This is a genomic window from Geobacillus thermopakistaniensis, assembly GCF_000498995.1.
Classification (GTDB): Bacteria; Bacillota; Bacilli; order Bacillales; family Anoxybacillaceae; genus Geobacillus; species Geobacillus thermoleovorans.
In genome coordinates, this window is sequence record NZ_AYSF01000062.1 from 1 (window position 1) to 18506 (window position 18506).

At 54.0% G+C, this 18506-nt stretch carries 15 protein-coding genes and 3 pseudogenes; 3 read left to right on the forward strand and 15 right to left on the reverse strand.

Translation table 11 applies throughout. From position 1 onward, the window contains the following. Positions 1 to 178: 178 nt before the first annotated feature. The 9 genes and pseudogenes from T260_RS126640 to fadH form a co-directional block, all read right to left on the reverse strand. Positions 179 to 1252 (reverse strand): CaiB/BaiF CoA transferase family protein, encoded by a 1074-nt coding sequence (locus T260_RS126640; protein WP_011230816.1) that lies wholly within the window; start codon positions 1250 to 1252, stop codon positions 179 to 181. 14 nt (positions 1253 to 1266) lie between these two features. Next, entirely contained in the window at positions 1267 to 2352 is a 1086-nt protein-coding gene (locus T260_RS0120585) for an acyl-CoA dehydrogenase family protein (protein ID WP_050582934.1), read from the reverse strand. A 6-nt stretch (positions 2353 to 2358) separates the two neighbouring features. Then, a pseudogene (locus T260_RS1000000140995) lies at positions 2359 to 2610 on the reverse strand (acyl-CoA dehydrogenase family protein); the annotation flags it as partial. Positions 2611 to 2668: 58 nt separating this feature from the next. Continuing rightward, positions 2669 to 4354 (reverse strand): fatty acid--CoA ligase, encoded by a 1686-nt coding sequence (locus T260_RS126635; protein ID WP_023634199.1) that lies wholly within the window; start codon positions 4352 to 4354, stop codon positions 2669 to 2671. A 258-nt stretch (positions 4355 to 4612) separates the two neighbouring features. Continuing rightward, positions 4613 to 5545, reverse strand: a complete 933-nt coding sequence (spoVK, locus tag T260_RS126630; RefSeq protein WP_011230813.1) for a stage V sporulation protein K — start codon at positions 5543 to 5545, stop codon at positions 4613 to 4615. Between the two features lie 335 nt (positions 5546 to 5880). Continuing rightward, positions 5881 to 6108 carry an RNA chaperone Hfq gene (gene hfq / locus T260_RS126625; RefSeq protein WP_011230812.1) on the reverse strand — a complete coding sequence of 76 codons (228 nt, stop codon included), beginning with the start codon at positions 6106 to 6108 and terminating at the stop codon, positions 5881 to 5883. Positions 6109 to 6142: 34 nt separating this feature from the next. Then, positions 6143 to 7090: a tRNA (adenosine(37)-N6)-dimethylallyltransferase MiaA gene (gene miaA / locus T260_RS126620; protein WP_011230811.1), complete on the reverse strand. Its 948-nt coding sequence runs from the start codon at positions 7088 to 7090 to the stop codon at positions 6143 to 6145. Between the two features lie 193 nt (positions 7091 to 7283). Then, complete coding sequence (locus T260_RS1000000140300; protein WP_050582935.1) at positions 7284 to 9242, reverse strand: EAL-associated domain-containing protein; 1959 nt, start codon at positions 9240 to 9242, stop codon at positions 7284 to 7286. Positions 9243 to 9458: 216 nt separating this feature from the next. Beyond that, positions 9459 to 10226 (reverse strand): 2,4-dienoyl-CoA reductase, encoded by a 768-nt coding sequence (gene fadH / locus T260_RS126615; RefSeq protein WP_011230544.1) that lies wholly within the window; start codon positions 10224 to 10226, stop codon positions 9459 to 9461. A gap of 143 nt (positions 10227 to 10369) precedes the next feature. Here fadH and T260_RS126610 point away from each other — a divergent pair, with 143 nt between their 5' ends. Together T260_RS126610 and T260_RS126605 are read left to right on the forward strand one after the other, a co-directional pair. Next, complete coding sequence (locus tag T260_RS126610) at positions 10370 to 11239, forward strand: metallophosphoesterase (protein WP_020278634.1); 870 nt, start codon at positions 10370 to 10372, stop codon at positions 11237 to 11239. A gap of 68 nt (positions 11240 to 11307) precedes the next feature. Next, positions 11308 to 11742 (forward strand): YkyB family protein, encoded by a 435-nt coding sequence (locus T260_RS126605; protein WP_014195334.1) that lies wholly within the window; start codon positions 11308 to 11310, stop codon positions 11740 to 11742. A gap of 151 nt (positions 11743 to 11893) precedes the next feature. Here the strand turns inward: T260_RS126605 and T260_RS01000000138050 are convergent. From T260_RS01000000138050 to corA, 6 genes and pseudogenes are all read right to left on the reverse strand, one after another. Further along, a pseudogene (locus tag T260_RS01000000138050) lies at positions 11894 to 13271 on the reverse strand (glycosyltransferase family 2 protein). Further along, positions 13250 to 14275: a HEAT repeat domain-containing protein gene (locus tag T260_RS126600; protein WP_023634201.1), complete on the reverse strand. Its 1026-nt coding sequence runs from the start codon at positions 14273 to 14275 to the stop codon at positions 13250 to 13252. Before T260_RS126600 ends, T260_RS01000000138050 begins: the two are co-directional and overlap by 22 nt. Continuing rightward, positions 14272 to 15900, reverse strand: a complete 1629-nt coding sequence (locus T260_RS126595) for a diguanylate cyclase (protein WP_031212924.1) — start codon at positions 15898 to 15900, stop codon at positions 14272 to 14274. Before T260_RS126595 ends, T260_RS126600 begins: the two co-directional genes overlap by 4 nt. Before the next feature lie 173 nt (positions 15901 to 16073). Then, a pseudogene (locus tag T260_RS1000000141000) lies at positions 16074 to 16187 on the reverse strand (glycoside hydrolase domain-containing protein); the annotation flags it as partial. Between the two features lie 47 nt (positions 16188 to 16234). Then, the gene (locus tag T260_RS126590; protein WP_011230538.1) at positions 16235 to 16885 is read right to left on the reverse strand and encodes a glycoside hydrolase domain-containing protein; all 651 of its coding nucleotides are present in this window, start codon (positions 16883 to 16885) and stop codon (positions 16235 to 16237) included. 76 nt (positions 16886 to 16961) lie between these two features. Continuing rightward, positions 16962 to 17960 (reverse strand): magnesium/cobalt transporter CorA, encoded by a 999-nt coding sequence (corA, locus tag T260_RS126585; RefSeq protein WP_020278637.1) that lies wholly within the window; start codon positions 17958 to 17960, stop codon positions 16962 to 16964. Between the two features lie 189 nt (positions 17961 to 18149). Here corA and T260_RS126580 point away from each other — a divergent pair, with 189 nt between their 5' ends. Beyond that, complete coding sequence (locus T260_RS126580; protein WP_011230536.1) at positions 18150 to 18377, forward strand: IDEAL domain-containing protein; 228 nt, start codon at positions 18150 to 18152, stop codon at positions 18375 to 18377. Positions 18378 to 18506: the final 129 nt, after the last annotated feature.

Here is an 18506-nt window from a genome sequence, read left to right on the forward strand (position 1 = left end):
CTTGTGTATATTGAGCGGCAGCCCCCTTTTTGCTGCTTTTATATACTTTTAGTATTTATATCTTTTAAATCTTTATATATTTTAGGAGGAAAAAAGAGCCGAAAACTTGCTTTTTTGGGAAAAACAACTCCGCCCGCTCAAGCATCATGGAAATGTTTAACGGTGTTTTCATCATCGGTCATTCCTCCCCCTTTACCAAATGCGCATGTTCATTGACTTTAGGCGGCTCCCCGCCGCCCCATTGGCCGTCCGGCCCATGTGCGGCCGTCCATGCGCCGCCCGGCTGCAGCCGAACGAGATGGCGGAGCCGGCTGTCAGCAAACAGCGCCTTCGCCTCACCCGTCTCCAGCACCGGGGCAAGGCAGACGTCGACCGCTTCGGCGAACGCGCTCCACTCATCCAATGTCTTTTCACGGAACAAGGCGGCGAGCTCGTCATATACGGCTTCCCCCGATCGCGCCGGCGCCCATTGCGCCTCCGTCCATTCCGGATGGCCGACCGCCTCGCAAAACCGCTGCCAAAAGTGCGGCTCGAGCGCCGCTAAACTCATATAACGGCCGTCTTTTGTCTCATACAGCTGGTAGCACACCACCTCCCCAGACAACTCGGAAAGACCGGTCTTCGGCCCACCGCCGTGTTCAATGGCAAAATGGCCAGCCATCATCGCTGCCAAGCCATCGACAAGCGAAACATCAAGATGGGCGCCTTTGCCGGTTCGCTCGCGTGCAAAGAGGGCAGCCAAAATGCGCTCGGCCGCCGCCATGCCGCCGATAAAATCGGCAAGCGTGATCTTCGGATGAACCGGGCGGCCGCGTTCATCGGCCAGCTGCGCAAGCAAGCCGGAGAGCGCCATATAGTTTAAATCATGGCTGCCAAGCAATGAGCGGCTGCTCTGTTGACCGAAGCCGCTGATCGAGCAATAGATGATTTGTTCGTTCATGCGGCACATATCGTCATAACCGAGCCCAAGCCGCGCCATCACCCCGGGGCGGAAGCTTTCGATCACTACATCGGCGCGGGCGGCGAGCCGCCGGGCTTGCTCGCGACCCGCGTCCGTTTTTAAATCCAACCCGATGCTTTTTTTGCCGGCGTTATAGGCGGCAAACAACCGGCCCTCGGCGAACGGGCGCAGCCGATCGCCGGATGGGGGCTCAATTTTGATGACTTCTGCTCCGAGCTGGGCGAGCCGCCAGCTGGCAAATGGGCCCGGCAAGTAATGGGAAAAATCAACGACTACAATGCCACGAAGCATATCTTTCCCTCTCTCTACAAATCTAGCTGCCGGGCGATGATTGTTTTCATCATCTCGTTCGTCCCAGCGTAAATGGCGCTTACGGGAATGTCGCGATAGCGCCGGGCGATCTCATATTCTTCCATATAACCATAACCGCCGTGCAGCTGCATCGCCTCGGCCGCGACACGTTTTGCCATCTCGGTAATCCACCATTTCGCCATCGACACTTCCGTGACGATCTGTTTTCCCGCCATATGCTCTTCAATGACGCGGTCGACAAACGTGCGGCCAAGGGCGATTTCCGTCGCCATCTCGGCAAGGCGGAACTGGACGGTCTGAAACTCGCTCACCCGTTTGCCGAACGCCGTGCGCTGTTTGACATATTGCTTCGTCAAGGAAAACATCACTTCCGCCGCCGTTTGTGCGGCAATGGCGACAACGAGCCGCTCCTGCTGGAGCTTTTCCATCAAATAGTAAAAACCTTTTCCTTCCTCGCCGAGCAAATTATATGCCGGCACTTTCGCATCTTGGAAAAACAGTTCGGCGGTATCTTGGGCGTGCAGCCCGACTTTCTCGAGCTTCCGACCGCGCGTAAACCCCGGCGTATCCCGCTCCACGACGAGCAGGCTGATGCCGCGGTGCGGCGGCTTTGCCTGCGGGTCGGTTTTGCAGGCGACGACGATCAAGTCGGCATGAATGCCGTTCGTGATAAACGTTTTTTGTCCGTTGACGATGTAGTAGTCACCGTCTTTTACTGCCGTTGTCGAAATGTTGGCCAAATCCGAACCCGCCCCCGGCTCGGTCATGGCGATCGCCGTGATGAGCTCGCCGGTGACGCATTTTGGCAGCCATTTTTGTTTTTGCTCCTCGGTTCCGTACGATGCGATATACGGCGTGACGATGTCGTTGTGCAGGCCGATGCCGACGAGGCTCGATCCGACTTTTTCCAGTTCTTCATTGATGACGACTGAGTAGGCAAAATCGGCGTTTAGACCCCCATACTTCTCATCGACCCACGGGCAAAGAAAGCCGTTCTCGCCCATCTTCGCCCAAAACGAACGCGGAATGATNTTTGGCAGCCATTTTTGTTTTTGCTCCTCGGTTCCGTACGATGCGATATACGGCGTGACGATGTCGTTGTGCAGGCCGATGCCGACGAGGCTCGATCCGACTTTTTCCAGTTCTTCATTGATGACGACTGAGTAGGCAAAATCGGCGTTTAGACCCCCATACTTCTCATCGACCCACGGGCAAAGAAAGCCGTTCTCGCCCATCTTCGCCCAAAACGAACGCGGAATGATGCCGCGCTTCTCCCAATCGTTATAATGCGGGTACGCTTCTTTTTCCAAAAACTTGCGAAACGCCGCGCGGAACATATGGTGCTCCTCACGCAAATAGCGAGCCGTCACCCGTTCATCCCTCTCTTCTGTTCGGTCACTTTTTCTCTGTTCCGCCCGTCGCCTGTTTTTTCAGCTGTTCGCGCAGCAAAAACTTTTGGATTTTCCCGCTCGCGTTGCGCGGCAGGGCATCGATGAAATAGTAGGCGCGCGGACGTTTGTACGGAGCGAGGCGGTCGCTCGTTTTGCAAAACTGCTCGAGCTCATCGGCGGTCAGGAGGTCATCTTTTTTGACCACGAAGGCGACGACTTTTTCGCCCCACAACTCATCCGGCTCACCGAGCACAGCGACATCGAGCACTTTCGGATGCTCGTACAACACGTCCTCGACTNCATCTTTTTTGACCACGAAGGCGACGACTTTTTCGCCCCACAACTCATCCGGCTCACCGAGCACAGCGACATCGAGCACTTTCGGATGCTCGTACAACACGTCCTCGACTTCGCGCGGATAGACGTTTTCCCCGCCGCTGATCACCATGTCATCGACCCGGTCGGCGACATACAAGTAGCCGTCTTCATCAAGGTAGCCGAGGTCGCCGGAATGATACCAACCTTTGTACAACGCTTTTTCCGTCGCTTCCTCGCGCTTGTAGTAGCCAGCCATCATGCACGGCCCGCGCATCACAATTTCACCGACTTCATATGGCGGCAGCACATCGTCTGGGTCGGACGGCCCGTCTTCACGCGCACGGACGACGCGGATCTCATGGTTCAGGCAGGCGCGTCCAGCGGAACCGGCTTTTTTCAGCTGCTCGTCTTCCAACAAAAACGTCACCGCCGGCCCCATTTCCGTCATGCCGTACGCTTGAATCAGCTCGATGCCGAGCTGCTCTTGGCATTGCCTGACAAGCGCTGGAGCCATCGGAGCGGCGCCGTATAGGCCGAGGCGAAGCGAAGATAAATCGTAACCGCTTACATTCTCCTGCAAGATCATGTTCCACATCGTCGGGGCTCCAAACATGATCGTAATCCGCTCCCGTTCGATCGTTTCAAGCACGAGCTTGGCGTCAAAATGGTGCAAAATGACGCTCGCCGCTCCGGCATGCACGCGCGGCAGCAAGCAGCAATGCAGCTCGGCGCAATGGAACAGCGGCGCTGCCGCCAGCCCGCGATCCGTCTCGCGGATGCGCATGACGCCATGGCAAATGACGCTTTGCTCGATCATGTCGCGGTGACGGTGCATCACTCCTTTTGGACGCCCAGTTGTGCCGCTTGTATACATAATGGCATAAAGATCGCTCTCATCCACATGAACACGCGGCGCTTCCCCTAGGGCCCGCGCGGCCTGCTCGTGAGCGTTTTTGGCAAACGGCGGCGGATCGCGGTCGATCGACCAAAATGACACGTGCGGGAAACGGCTGTGAATCGCGGCAAGTTCCGGTTCCACCGCCCGTTCAAACAGCACGATTTTCGGCTCGGCGTCCGTCAAAATATAGGCGATTTCTTCCGCCCTCAGCCGAAAGTTGATCGGATTGAACACCGCGCCGATTTTGGCGCAGGCAAACAAAGCGGTCGCGAGCTCAAGCGTATTGTACAGCACCGTCGAAACGCGATCTCCTTTGCGGACGCCCGCTTCCAAAAACGCGTTCGCCCACCGGTTCACTTCCCTCTCCCATTCGGCGTACGTATAGCGGCGTCCGGTCGCCGCGTCGACGACCGCCTCCCGGTTTGGAAACTTTCGCACTGTCTGGGAAAACATCTCCCCAATCGTCATGTACAAGCGCCTTTCCCCCTTTTCTCCGAATGGACGCAGGGCGTGCAGATCCACTAGACAGATAATTCAGATAAATAGGTGTATGATGCCCCCGCTGTTTATGTATTCGCTCTTTTTGATCGCATTCCTCTTTTTTGCGGCACAAAAAAGAAAGGAAGACCTCTTTCTTTCGACAAGAAAAAGAAAGAGGAGCCTCCTTTGCTTTTTTTCATCTCGCGCCGAGAAGACCCCCACTTCCACGCGTGAGCGTAGGTGGGAGAGCGTTCAAGCATGAATCACTAAATCGCGGTCACGGATCGTCATCAGCTCTTTTTTGTCGTAGCGCCCTTCATGAAGAAGGCGGACCGCCTGCTTGCGGATCGCTTTTTCGATTAAGTTGCGCACATAGCGGCCGTTGCTGAACTTGAGGCGGCCGGTCGCTTCCAGCGTCCCTTCGAGATGAATGTACAGTTTCCGCTCCGCTTCCGGCGTCATTTCATACTCGCGTTCGCGCAGCATTTGCTTGGCGATTTGCACAAGCTCCTCGACCGTATAATCGGGAAACTCGATCGTGAGAGGAAAGCGCGACGGCAAGCCGGGATTTAGCGACAAAAAATAGTCCATTTCTTTCGGATAGCCGGCCAAAATCACAACCAAGTCGTCGCAATAGTCTTCCATCCCTTTGACAAGCGTGTCAATCGCTTCTTTGCCGAAATCTTTTTCGCCCCCGCGGGCGAGCGAATACGCTTCATCGATGAACAAAATTCCGCCGCGCGCTTTTTTGATCAAATCGCGCGTTTTGCTCGCCGTATGCCCGATGTACTCTCCGACCAAATCGGCCCGCTCCGCCTCGATGAAATGCCCTTTGGACAGCACGTTCATCTCAAAAAACAGCTTGCCGAGCAAGCGCGCCACTGTCGTTTTGCCGGTGCCGGGATTGCCTTTGAAAATCATATGGAGCGCCTGGCGGTTGGCCTTTAAGCCGTTCTCCTTGCGCAGCCGGTTGATGTACAGCCAGGCGTAAATTTCCTTGATGATTTTTTTGACATGATCAAGGCCGATCAGCTGATCAAGCTCCTTTTGAATATTGCGGAGCGCCTGATGCTCTTCGCCATCGAGCCAGTCGTTTCTCTCTTCTTTCACTAAATGGTTTACCGTTTTGGAGTTCAACACGATGTTGATTTGCCCTTTCGCCTTGTTCATCGTCAATTCTGACAAGGGGCGTCACCTCGCTTCCCGTTTTCTGCCATCCGCACCCGTTCCGACTTGGCTTTTGACGCCTTGCCTTTTCGTTACTAGTATACGTACGCCACCGCCGATCCGTGACAATCGCCCAAACGAACAGCGGGTCGGCTATAGCGGAAAAAGTTTGTATATGTTTATTCACAAAAGCGGCGGTTTACGCATCTGAATTCACCTCGTCCCTCACTTCCCTTCGGGTGACGCAGGAGCTTGTCGATCAAATAGCGGGCGCGGAAGGAAAACGGGAAATGGCAAAAGGCGCCCTCCGCGAAGGAAGGCGCCTTTTTTCGGCGGCGTATGTACCGTCGGTCTTACTGTTCGGTTTCAAAATGGATGTTCCGCTCCGGCGCAAACGTCGAAATGGCGTGCTTGTAAATGAGCTGTTGTTTTCCTTGCACTTCCAAAAGTACGGTGAAGTTGTCAAACCCTTTAATGTATCCGCGCAGTTGGAAGCCGTTCAATAAGAAGACGGTCACTTGAATGCCCTCTTTGCGCAGCTGGTTTAAAAACTGGTCTTGAATATTGATCGTATTTTTCATCAAACGTCCTCCTCTTTTCTCTCTAAGGATATAATTATATATTCGCTTCAAGTTGAAGCTTTCCTGCTACATAGCGAGAAATTTCCTCCACCTTGGCGGCGAACTGCCCAGCGTCGGTCATGTCAAACCATTTCACCGGCATTTGGTTGCGAAACCAAGTGAGCTGCCGTTTCGCATAGCGGCGCGAATTTTGTTTCAGCTGCTCGATCGCTTCATCAAGGGAAACGCGGCCGTCAAAATAGTCGTACAGCTCCTTGTAGCCGATGGCTTGCACCGCCTGGCAGTCGCGCAGGCCGCGGTCATAAAGCGCCCTCGCCTCTTCGATCAACCCTGCGGCGATCATCTCATCGACCCGCTCGTTGATGCGGCGGTAAAGCGCCTCCCGCTCCGCCGTCAAGCCAACGATGGCCGCCTCATACAAAAGCCGCTTTGACTGCCCTTGCTGCCACTCGCTGAACGGCTTTCCAGTGCAATGATACACTTCTAAGGCGCGGATGACGCGGCGGATGTTGTGCGGATGAATACGGGCCGCACTTATTGGATCAACCGCCTCAAGCCGCCGGTGAAGCGCTTCGGCTCCTTGCTCGGCCGCCAGCTGTTTGAGCGCCCGGCGGTACGCTTCGTCGGAAGGGGCGGCGGAAAATTGGTAATCGTAAAGGGCTGCCTGAATGTACAGCCCGGTGCCGCCGACGATGATCGGCAGCCGGCCGCGCGCCGAAATCTCGGTGATGAGCGCACGGCAAAGCCGCTGAAATTCGACGACGGAAAACGGTTCGCACGGCTCTTTGATGTCCAGCAAATGATGCGGGATTCCTTCCATCTCATCGGGCTTCACTTTCGCCGTGCCAATGTCCATCCCTTTATAAATTTGCATCGAATCGCCGCTGATGACCTCTCCGCCCAGCTTTTTCGCCAACGCGATGCCGAGCTTCGTTTTGCCGACCGCCGTCGGCCCGACGATGACGGCGACTTTTTCAGCCATAGCGCGTCACTGCTTTCTGTTGTGGGACTTGTGTCAACCATCATTATACATAAAAACAGCTGTGCATGGAACCATTTCTTTCATACGTTTTCGCCATCCACAAATCGTTTTATACATGGCAGCGCGAAAAATCGCCTTTCTTCCCTTTCGCCATAACCATATGGAAAAAAATGAACGCCATAAAAGGCGCTCATCATAATGAAAACTTGTTGACAATCGCCTGCAAATCGTCCGCCATTTTCGAGAGCGACGCGGCCGAAGCTGAAATTTCCTCCATCGAGGCCAGCTGTTCCTCGGTCGCCGCCGACACCTCCTGCGCACCGGCCGATGTCGACTCGGCCACGTCGGCGACAAGCCGGACGGAGCGCACCATTTGCTCCGAAGAAGAGACCATGTCGCTGACCGCGGTGGATACGTCGCGGATTTGCGCCGCAACTTCGTCCACGGCGGCGCGAATGCGGGCGAACATTTCTCCCGAGGCGCGAATGACGTTCGTTCCGGCCGTCACTTCGTTGACGACCGACTCCATCGATTGGACGGCATGGACCGTTTCTTCTTGAATGGCAGCGATCAATTCCGCGATTTGCTGGGCCGATTGGGCCGATTGCTCGGCGAGCTTCCGCACTTCGTCAGCAACGACGGCAAAGCCGCGCCCGTGCTCGCCGGCGCGCGCCGCCTCAATGGCGGCGTTTAAGGCGAGCAAGTTCGTCTGCGCCGCGATGCTGCGGATTGCTTCGATGATCGAGCCGATTTGCTCGGAACGGTGGCCAAGCCCTTTAATGAGGTCAGCCAGCCGCTCGACCGTATCGTTGACTTTGTTCATTTGCGCAACGCCCGCCTCGATCGTTTGCCCTCCCTCAGCCGCTTGTCTTGACGCCTCAGCAGCGATGGCGGACACGCTTTGCGCCCGTCCGGAAATTTGCTCGATTCTCTCAGACATCGAATCGACGGCGGCGGACGTTTCTTCCACGCTTTGCATTTGCTTGTCCATGCCGGAAGCAACGCCCTGAATCGTCATGGCGATTTGCTCGGTCGCCTTGCTCGTCTGTTCGGCGCTCGCTGCCAGCTCCTCCGACGAAGCGGCGACTTTTTCGGCAATGTTTTCCAAAAAATACGGGCGCCAGCTCCAGTTTTTCATATAATATTGCGGCTGAAGCTCCCACCGGCCGCCGCGCTTGAACATATTGCCCGACTGCTGGAAGCCGTCCTCATCACAAACATAAATGCGGAAGCAAACATCGTCGAGCTCGCCGGCCAACAGGGAAATGAGCTCGTTAAAATCGGCGGCTTTTTTGTATTTGCCAAGCAGCGCGCTGATCCGCTGCTGAAACTGCTCAGCAATTTGATACAGCGTTTCAAGCTTTTTCTTTTCCTGCTGGATGAAGCGATGGCACTCTTGGCGGAGCAAGTCTTTCAACAAATCGCGCGGCACAACCTCTGGCGCCGGCTTGGCCAAATAATACCCTTGATAATAGCGGCCGCCATGCCGCCAAGCATACTGAAGCTGAAATGACGTTTCGATGTCCTCATACAGGAGCGTCGCTCCGATTTTGCGCGCCAACAGCGAAATCGAGTGAACGATTTCCTGGTATGCTTGATGAACGGACGTTTTCCGCAATTCACGCAAATCGATTTTTAAAATGTCAGGCGACAAGACGCCGATTCGCTCAAGATGAATGCTATGTTCGGCGATGTTGTCGACCGCCACTTTAACGCCGTATGTACGAAGATACGTCAATAAATGGCTGAGCTGATCGACGTCTCCCTTGAAATGCTGCTCGTTGATTTCCAAAACGATGCGGCTTGGGGCCAACCCTTTCGCTTCATAGGAGAGAAGCAGCTGCAAAAACGACTCGCCGCGGTCAAGCATCAGCAAGTTGGCGTCGCGGTTTAAAAAAATGAGCAGCGTTTGATCATCAAGCGACAGAAAATAGTCGAGCGCTTTTTTCGTGATCACATCATCCACTTCGATGCGAAATTCTTCTGGAATGGTTTCATCGTGAAAAAACGGCCCAAGGCTGACCGGCCCTGTTTCCGTTTGAAACCGACCGAGCACTTCATAGCCGACGACCCCATGCTCATCGGCGCTGAAAATCGGTTGATAGTGCGGAATCACTTGCGGCAAGTTGGCCATCACGTCTAATGCATCCATCGTGTTCACCTCATCCCCATCGACCATCTTTGCCTTTATTATAGCATAATTGCCCAATCGTTCCTGACTCGTAAAAAAAGCGGCTCCCCTGACAGCAGGGAATCCGCTTGTGACAAAGGCCGTTGCGTGCAATGAGCCGGTTGCCCGCGATAAATGAAGAAATACCGCCTGCAATCCCTTTTGGGTGAGGACCATCTTGCTTTATGGCAAATTTGATTAAAACGGCCGCCGGTTCAGCCATTGGCCGCCGTCGACTGTGATGCAAGCGCCGTTAATGTAAGCGGCTTCATCCGAAAGCAAAAACGAAGCGACCGCCGCGATTTCTTCCGGCGTCCCGAGCCGCCCGAGCGGCACGCTTTCCAACGTCATCCGCTCCGCTTCCTCTGATTCCCAAAGCCGCTCCGCCCCGCCGGTCCGCTCAATCGGTCCGGGAGCGATCGCATTGACGCGGAAGCCGTACTTTTTCCCCCATTCCACAGCAAGCGTGCGCGTCATTGCCAGCACTCCAGCCTTGGCGCTCGCTGAATGAATGACCCCGGCGCCGGCATGCCAGGCATATGTCGCAACGATGTTGATAATGTTCCCTTTCAAGCCGCGCTGAATCCAGTAGTTGCCGACTTCCCGGCTGCAGTAAAACGTGCCGTTTAACACAATGTTAATGACGCTGTTCCAGCCGTTGATCGACAACTTTTCCGCCGGGCAAATGAAATTGCCAGCCGCGTTGTTGATGAGGGCATCGATGCGGCCGAATTCCGCATCAGTCCGCTCCACCATGTGCGCCACTTGTTCCGGGTTGCGCACATCCATCGGGATCGTAAGCACTTTCCCTCCATCCGGCGCGGCGATTTCCCGCTTGGCCTCTTCGAGCGCCTCGGCCCGCCTTCCCGTAATGACGACGTTGGCCCCATCAGAAACAAACCGCTTCGCCATATATTTCCCCATTCCGCTCGACCCGCCGGTCACAATGATCACTTTTCCGTTCATCCATTTCTCCTCCTATGACTGATTACTCATTCATTTTTATCATATCATAAAATAGTGGAATATTCGAACATCTTAGTCCTCCTATTGTCCTTTTCCCTCTCTTTTCGTTATAATAAAGCTGCTTGTGAAAGGACGGCGAAACGATGCACCATATCGAAACAACCAAACTAAGCCGGCGCGCCTTTTTGAAAAAGCTGGCGCGCACAAGTTTCAGCGCAGCGCTGGCGATGGCAGCCGCCTCTGGATACGCCCGCTGGATTGAGCCAGCCGAGCTGACCGTGACGCACCATGCGCTGTCGCATCCGCTGATCCCAAAGTCGTTTGCCGGCGTCAAGCTGCTGCAGTTCAGTGATCTCCATCTCGGCCATTATTACGGCTTGAAACGCTTTTACCGCATTATCGGCCGCATCAACGAACTCGGGCCCGATCTCGTCGTATTCACAGGTGATCTGCTCCATGAGGCGAACCGGTATCCGCACGTCAACGCGGTCGCTGAGGCGTTGGCTGGCGTCCGTGCTCCTCTTGGAAAATTTTGCATTTACGGAAACCATGATCACGGCGGCTACGGGACAGATATTTACCGTCGATTGATGGAACGAGCCGGGTTCCGCGTTCTCGTCAATGAGCATGCACTCGTCCGGCGCGGCCATGACGCCATCGCTATCGCCGGCAGCGACGATATGATGCTCGGACGCCCGGACTGGTCGAAAATGACGAACGGCATTCCGCGGGCGACATATACGATCGCCCTCGTTCATGAGCCGGACGGTGCCATTGAGGCTCGCCGCTTCCCTATTCACGTTCAACTCTCCGGCCATAGCCACGGCGGGCAAATTCAGTTGCCGTTTATCGGACCGCTCATCACGCCGCCGTTGTCTGAGCGGTATTATGAAGGGTTTTACCACGTCGGCGGACTCTTGTTGTACGTCAACCGCGGCCTTGGCACAACAAGGGTGCCGCTTCGCTTCTTCGCTCCGCCGGAGTTGACCGTTTTTTCGCTTACCCCCGGATAGAAGTAGGACAAACCGGGCAACAACACCGCTTCCTATGTTATAATAGAAAGAAAAAAGGAGACATGCCGATGAAACCGGTGCAATTGACGGTCGACAATATTGCCAAAGCGATTTTTACCGTCAACCGCCATGCCAAAACAGCATTGAACCCTTCGTTTCTTTATCTTCTGAAGAAAAAAGCGATCGAGAAGCTGCTTGAGGAGGGCAAGGCGAAAAAAGTGGGCCTCCATTTTTCCCGCAATCCGAGATACAGCCAACAGCAATCCGACGTGCTTGTCGCCGTCGGCGACTACTACTTCCACATTCCACCGACAAAACAAGATTTCGCCGCCCTTCCGCACCTTGGCTCTCTCAACGATTCATACCGCAACCCTCCAGCTCGGATGCCGCTGTCAGAGGCAAAAGCCATTCTCATCGCCTACACCGGACTGAAGGAAAAGCCGGAACAAAAGCCGAAACGGCTGACAAGACCCGTATTTAAACGGCTCGGCGACCGCTATTAAGCGGACGCCGAGCCGTGACCTGGCTTTTCTCTTTGAATTCATCATGTTTTCGTGAATATTCCTCTTTGGGTTCGATCACGATCACTTGGGGAGACATGCACTGATTCGTCAAGCCGAGGCGCACCCTTTTCGCTCTATTCTCTACCTATGTTTACACCGACACTCCTTTTCGCTTTATGCTCCCCCATTGCTTTTTCCGGCGAACAGCGTCGATCACCCCTTCGCACCGCCACCAAGCGGTAAGCGGACGGTACCAAAATGTCTCAGTCAACGCGAAGAAAAACAGCTTCACCAAATCAGAGATGCTCGGGAACTTCCGCTCAGTCCACTCTTCAAGCAAGACGGCTGCTGCTGATAACAGCGAACCGTACAAAACCGAAACCGTCAGCAAAAGAAGAGCGAATTCGACGTACAAGTTTCCGAGAAATAAGGAGAAAACAACGACAATATAGCCCATCAATTCAACGATCGGACCAAGAAGCTCAATGAACCAAAAATACGGCAGCGAAAGAAGGCCGATTGAGCCATATTTTGGATTGAATAGCATCGATCGATGCATCCATAAGCTTTCCAAAAGCCCGCGATGCCAGCGCCGCCGCTGCCTCCGCAAATCCCCATACGTTTCCGGCGCTTCTGTCCAGCAAACCGGGTCGGGGATATAGATGATTTTTTTCTCCTCGTTTTTTTCACGCGCCAGTCGATGCAGGCGCACAACGAGTTCCATATCCTCTCCAGCTGTATCCGTATATCCGCCTGCTTCGATCACCCACGGCTTAAAAAAAACGCCGAATGCCCCAGAAACGATGAGCAGCAAGTTATGGCGGCTTAAGCCGAGGCGGCCGCCGCGACAAACCGACCTTGACGATTTCACCGCGTTCAATCCGACAGCCATTGGCGATCCGGACCGTCCCTCCAGAAGCAATGACCTCTCCGTCGGATTCAAGCATCGGTTTCATCACCTTCAAAAACGCGCGCCGCTCAAGAACAGAATCGCCGTCGATGGAGCAAATGTATGGATAGCGGGCGGCGTTGATTCCGGCGTTCAATGCATCGGCTTTCCCGTCGTTTTCTTTATCCAGCACAAACAAATGCGGGTAATCGGGCGACTGGTAAACCGCCTTGATTTCCTTCGCCGCCAGCTGACGGCGAATGACGCGATAGACCGACTTCAGATGAAAATGATCGATCAACCGCTTAAGTGTCTTGTCAGTCGACCCATCATTAATGACAATGACTTCATACTCCGGGTATTCGATGGCTAGCAGTGAGCGAACCGAACCAACGATGCCGGCTTCCTCATTATAAGCTGGAACAAGGATCGATATCGGTTTTGCGTAGCTGGCATCGAGCAATTCTTCATACGGCTCCCAATCGTCAAGACGACGAGTGCGGCGCAAGTGAATGAAAGCTACCACAAGCAAAAACGTATAAAAGGCGAGAACGACAGCCATATAAATGAGCACGACATGCCCGATAGCCGATAGAAACGCTTGCCCCCCTTCCACCATCACCCCTCCTCTCCAATCCATTGCTTCGCCATGTCACGGGCATAACGGTCCTCCGCTGTGCACGCCGCTTTATGCAGCATCGCCCGGCCGCCCGGCAGGCGCACGATGGAGGCAGCCGCTTCCGAACGAACGGCGAATGAACGGTCGGCCAGCCGCTCATAGAGCAAGGGAAGCAACCATTCTTCGCGGCATTTTCCGGCAAGACGGACTGCCATCAGCCTCTCTTGCCAATGCGGCGAGCGCAAGTGGCGATCAAGCTTTGTCGCTTCAATTGAAACGCCAATTTCTGCCATCGCCTTAAGCGCGCGAACACGAAGCTCCAACTCATCTGATGCCAACAGCTCCAGCAAAAACGATCGCTCCCCTCGTCGACGGATGCCGATCATATCGATGAACGCGCATTTCCCTGCCCGCGGCAGCTCATCAAATCGCTGTTCCACCTGTCGAAGAAGCCGCTCGCTCATATGGCCAAAAATGACCCGATAGGAAAACTCCGTTAACTTATATTTCGGTTCGAGCACATATGCAATCACTGGGCTGTAATCAAATTGGGCGAAAATGGCCAATAGTTTCGCCGCCTCACCTTTCGTCACCCGGTTGGAGCGATACAGCCGCTCCATCTCCGGCAGCATCGCCTTCACCTGCAAATCCTCGATCAAAAACAGCGCGTTCATCCGCTCGCTCCAATGACGGCTTGACAGCCTTCGATGCAGCCATCCTTGGAAATGCATCTCCGCCAATGTTCGAATTCGCTCCTGCACTTGCTCTCCGTTCAAGAGTGAAGCAAAATGGTCAAGAAGCTCCATCATCGCTTCACGCTCAAGAGGGGAAGCCGGCAAAAGCATCTGTTCCTCCTCGCCGAGCAGATACCGAAGCAACCAAAGCCGATGCCGTTCCTTATAAACTCGCAGCCGGGCTTGGCGCCGGTTTTCCCGCCATTTGCGCACCACGAGATAGAGGAACAAAACGATCAACACCGCAAACAAAGCGATTGCTGCCGTGAAGACGACCAACAGCGCCATCACTCATCCAGCTCCTTCAGCAGCCGGCGCAGCCGCGCCTCAAGTTCAAACCATTTGAACGGCTTTGTCACATATTCGTCCGCTCCTCGGTTCAGCGCATGGGCAATATCCCGCTCATCTTGGCGCGACGTTAGCAGCATCACCTTGTATGGCTTTCGCTCTTGACGGAGGCGGTTCAGCACCTCAAGGCCGTCCATTTTTGGCATCACCCGATCCAAAATGACGACAGATTGCCGCCCGCTTTGATAAAACGGAGATTCGAGAAACGAAAGGCCGTCGCCAAACTCGTAAATGTCTGCTTTCCTCCCCTGCTCATTGACGAGCTTGCGGACAAGATCAGCAATCATCATCCGCACGAGTTCATCGTCGTCTACGATGGCAATCGCCCATCGCCGCCGATCCGTTGATGCTTGGCTTGGGGCCTCATCCGAAGAACCGCTTTTCTCACGCGCCGCCTCTTCGATCCGATTGCCGCCGCCTCGTTTCGCCGCATACAGCGCCTTGTCGGCCAGACGCAGCCAATAGTCAAGCGGCCGATCCGGTTCATCGCACTCAACCAGGCCGGCGGAAAACGTACATGATAGAAGTGCGCCATCCGCCTCGATTTTTTCGGCGGCGAACTGGCGTTGCAGCCGCTCAAGCACTGCACGAGCCTCGCTTTTGGACGTTTTGGCCAGCCAAACGACAAACTCTTCGCCCCCAAAGCGAACGACGGTATCCACTCCACGTGTATGTTGGCGCAAAAAGGCAGCCAGCTTTTGCAATACCGCATCGCCTGCAAGGTGGCCGAAACGGTCATTGACTTGTTTGAAATGGTCCAAATCAAGCAACGCCAAACAGCTTGGCGCTCCGTAACGCTCGAGGTCGCTCCGAAGGCGGGCGTATACCCGCGGCAAATACTTCCGGTTGTACACACCTGTCAATTCGTCAATGAGCACAAGGTCATCGATTTTTCGTTTTTTTTCAATGAGCCGGCGAACGCGAACGAACAGCTCATCTGCCGCTGGGGTGGTGATGACATCATCCGCGCCAAGCTCATAACCTTTCAACCGCCCCTCTTTGCCCTCGTCTCTCCTCACAATGACAACAGGAAGATAGGGGCGCTGTCCGGCGCGCTCAAGCAAAACCGTCAAGTCCGGATTCTCCCACTCTCCCTCCTTCACGCTGACGATGATGCAATCCGGGCTGAGACGAAACATCGACGCGGCCGCCTGCTCAAGGGAGGGAATCGTCGTGAAACGCCATGGCACGGTTTGCAGGGCGCCGCGGACGTAAGCAAAAAACAGGGGATCATTTCCACAGAGGAGAATCGCTGCTTTCGGCCCTTGGCGGTGCGAAGAGGGAATGGTGGCAGAAGCCGCTTCCCCGGCTTCATAGAAGCAGCGAAGGAGAGGAACCATCTCCATCAGCGCCTCCTCCGCTGTCCATTGCCGTTCCGTTTGGCCGTTCAACCGGTGAATGAGCCGCTCTGCTTCAGCAGCGATGTCGCTAAGGCCAATCACCGCCGCCGTCCGGCCGACAGCATTGAAAAATCGGGCCAATTCCACACCGTCAAGCGGCGGTCCCGTCCTCCATCGTTCGTATTGTTCATGGATGCGATCCAACAGTGAGGCGACAGATCGATCCATATTCCCTCTCCTTTCGATCATCGTTCCGTTTTCCCCAACCGACTGACATCCTCCTTTTTTCCTATTACTAATATAATCGATCCAAGCAAAAAAATTAAAAGAAAAGACGCGCAACAGCCAACAATTTCCCAGCCGCATAAAAAAGCCGCTGCCTTTTTTTGCAACGGCTTTGTTCAATACAAAAAGTCCAATAGGCGTCGGTCAGCTAAATTCGTGTCAACCGGGCAGACTTCTGCATCACGCCCGTACTGCCACACCCAGACATTCGCGCTGCAAGGCAAAACAGCGCCGAAAAANATAAAAAAGCCGCTGCCTTTTTTTGCAACGGCTTTGTTCAATACAAAAAGTCCAATAGGCGTCGGTCAGCTAAATTCGTGTCAACCGGGCAGACTTCTGCATCACGCCCGTACTGCCACACCCAGACATTCGCGCTGCAAGGCGGGGCAGCCGGCTGATAGCGCGGCGCTTTCTGCTCTTTCGTCGTTCCCGGCCTTGGTGCGGCGCTCCAAATGACCGCCTGCACCGCCACTTGGTTGTTCCGGCTGACCGCCTCGCAATAGGCAGCGGCGAAATCCCCTTTCGTCGGGTCCGCGTACAGCCCCGGCCGGTATCCGGTCGGATAGAGCGTTTCCACCCAAGCAGCGATCCAAGCGGCATCCACAGCGAAAAAGTCTTCGATGTTGGCAAACAGCAGTTTATTTTTCGGAATGCCGAGCCGCCGCGCATGGAACACCGCGTTGCGCGCCGCCACCTGACCGTTCGCATAGCCGACCGCTTCGCGGAAGGCGTTATAAATCGGCAGCACCTTCACGCCATAGCTGCGGATGCGGGCGATCTCGTCGCGTGTCAACCCTTCGGACACGTTCGGCACTTCCGACAAATAACGGCCCCAAAATTTCGGATAGCCAAGCTCCGTCCGCACGCATTGAAACAGCTGATCCGTTACGGCTTGCGCCGAGTCGACTCCCCAAATTCCTCTTGCCATCGGTTCCCCTCCTTCGCGCTTACGCTGCCGTCATTATGTAATTATATATATGAGGGGAACAGCCCGTTTTATACGGCTACTGGCGGCGCTCCCGCTCCTCCTTCGCCCAGTCGCCTTTCAACAACTGAAACCAGCCGTTGCGCTTAAACCAGACGAACATCGTCATGCCGATCACCGCCATGGCAGCCAATACAACAAAGTATCCGTACTTCCAGTGCAATTCAGGCATATAATCAAAGTTCATCCCATAAATGCCGGCAATAAAGGAGAGCGGCATGAAAATGGTCGTAATGGCTGTAAATGTCATCATAATATTGTTCATTCGATTCGAGTTGAGCGATAAATAGCTGTCGCGGATATCCGCGGTAATTTCTCGGTTTGTCTCAATCATTTCCGACAGCTTCAGCAAATGATCATAAATGTCATGAAAGTACAGCTGCCGTTCTTTCATGCGCTGCAGCCGGTCGGAATGGATGATGCGGTACAACAAGTCGCGCATCGGCACGATCGTTCGGCGCAGCTTCGATAAATCGCCGCGGATGTCAAACACTTTTTCAATAATGTCGTGAATCGGTTCATTGTTCGTATTCTCCTCTAAATCGTTCAGCACGTCTTCAATATGGTAAAGCGGTGGAAAATAATCATCCACAAGCTTGTCGATCAGCCGGTACATGACGTGAAACGGCCCCTGCTGAACATCTTCTTCATGCTTCAATCGCTCCCACACCTCATCGACCGCGTGAATGGCCGACTTATGAAACGAAACGATGAAATTTTGCCCGACAAACAAATCGACTTCCTCAGCCTCCAGCGTCATCCCGGCAATGGCATGAAGCACAACAAACAAGTAGCGGTCATAAAAATCGAGCTTCGGTCGCTGCACATATTCGAGACAGTCTTCAATCGCCAGTGGGTGAAAACGGAAAAAGGAGGCGAGCAGCGCCGATTCCTCATCCGTCGGCTCATGAAAGTCAACCCAATACCATGAGACGTCCGGGCTGTTGACAAGCGTTAAGTCAACATCATACAAAATCTCAAATTCTTTTGTCACGACACACGTGCGAATCATCGCCATCACCTTTGCCTTGTTCTCCTCTTATCATAACCGAAAAACTGTTAAGTCCCAACAAAAAACGGGTATAAAAATCATGTAGAGAAAAAATTGACAAAAAATATTTATCTAAATTTTCTTTACATTAGCATCAAAAACGACGATAATATAAGAAAGGGAACTGTTTCGTTCCCATATGGGAGGGACTGAATCATGTACGAAAAACAATACCCGAATGAAGGCGCCGTTTTGTTCAACCAGCCGGAAGAAAAAAGCAGCTACGGGCCGATGGCCGAACAAGTGCTGAAAGAAGCGATCTTCCAGTTTCAAAGAAAAAAACTGATGGAACAAATTGATGAAGCGCTCGCGGCCGGCAACAAGCCGTTGTTTTTCAAGCTTTCCGCCCAATATAACGACCTGTTGAAAAAATACGGCGCGTAAAAGGAGCGAACGAAGTTGGAAAGTGAATCGTCGATGACCAAGTGAGCCCCATTTCCGTTTGTGGGAACAATCTGGACGGAAAGGGGCTCATTTTTGTTTTTTCGTTTTCCTCGCCAATGGTACAATAGA

Excerpts from the sequence above, each read along its gene's own strand:
- T260_RS126640 (WP_011230816.1), bottom strand. The coding sequence starts at position 1,252 with ATGCTTCGTGGCATTGTAGTCGTTGATTTTTCCCATTACTTGCCGGGC.
- hfq (WP_011230812.1), bottom strand. The coding sequence starts at position 6,108 with ATGAAAAATACGATCAATATTCAAGACCAGTTTTTAAACCAGCTGCGC.
- miaA (WP_011230811.1), bottom strand. The coding sequence starts at position 7,090 with ATGGCTGAAAAAGTCGCCGTCATCGTCGGGCCGACGGCGGTCGGCAAA.
- T260_RS1000000140300 (WP_050582935.1), bottom strand. The coding sequence starts at position 9,242 with ATGGATGCATTAGACGTGATGGCCAACTTGCCGCAAGTGATTCCGCAC.
- fadH (WP_011230544.1), bottom strand. The coding sequence starts at position 10,226 with ATGAACGGAAAAGTGATCATTGTGACCGGCGGGTCGAGCGGAATGGGG.
- T260_RS126610 (WP_020278634.1), top strand. The coding sequence starts at position 10,370 with ATGCACCATATCGAAACAACCAAACTAAGCCGGCGCGCCTTTTTGAAA.
- T260_RS126605 (WP_014195334.1), top strand. The coding sequence starts at position 11,308 with ATGAAACCGGTGCAATTGACGGTCGACAATATTGCCAAAGCGATTTTT.
- T260_RS126595 (WP_031212924.1), bottom strand. The coding sequence starts at position 15,900 with ATGGATCGATCTGTCGCCTCACTGTTGGATCGCATCCATGAACAATAC.
- T260_RS126590 (WP_011230538.1), bottom strand. The coding sequence starts at position 16,885 with ATGGCAAGAGGAATTTGGGGAGTCGACTCGGCGCAAGCCGTAACGGAT.
- corA (WP_020278637.1), bottom strand. The coding sequence starts at position 17,960 with ATGGCGATGATTCGCACGTGTGTCGTGACAAAAGAATTTGAGATTTTG.
- T260_RS126580 (WP_011230536.1), top strand. The coding sequence starts at position 18,150 with ATGTACGAAAAACAATACCCGAATGAAGGCGCCGTTTTGTTCAACCAG.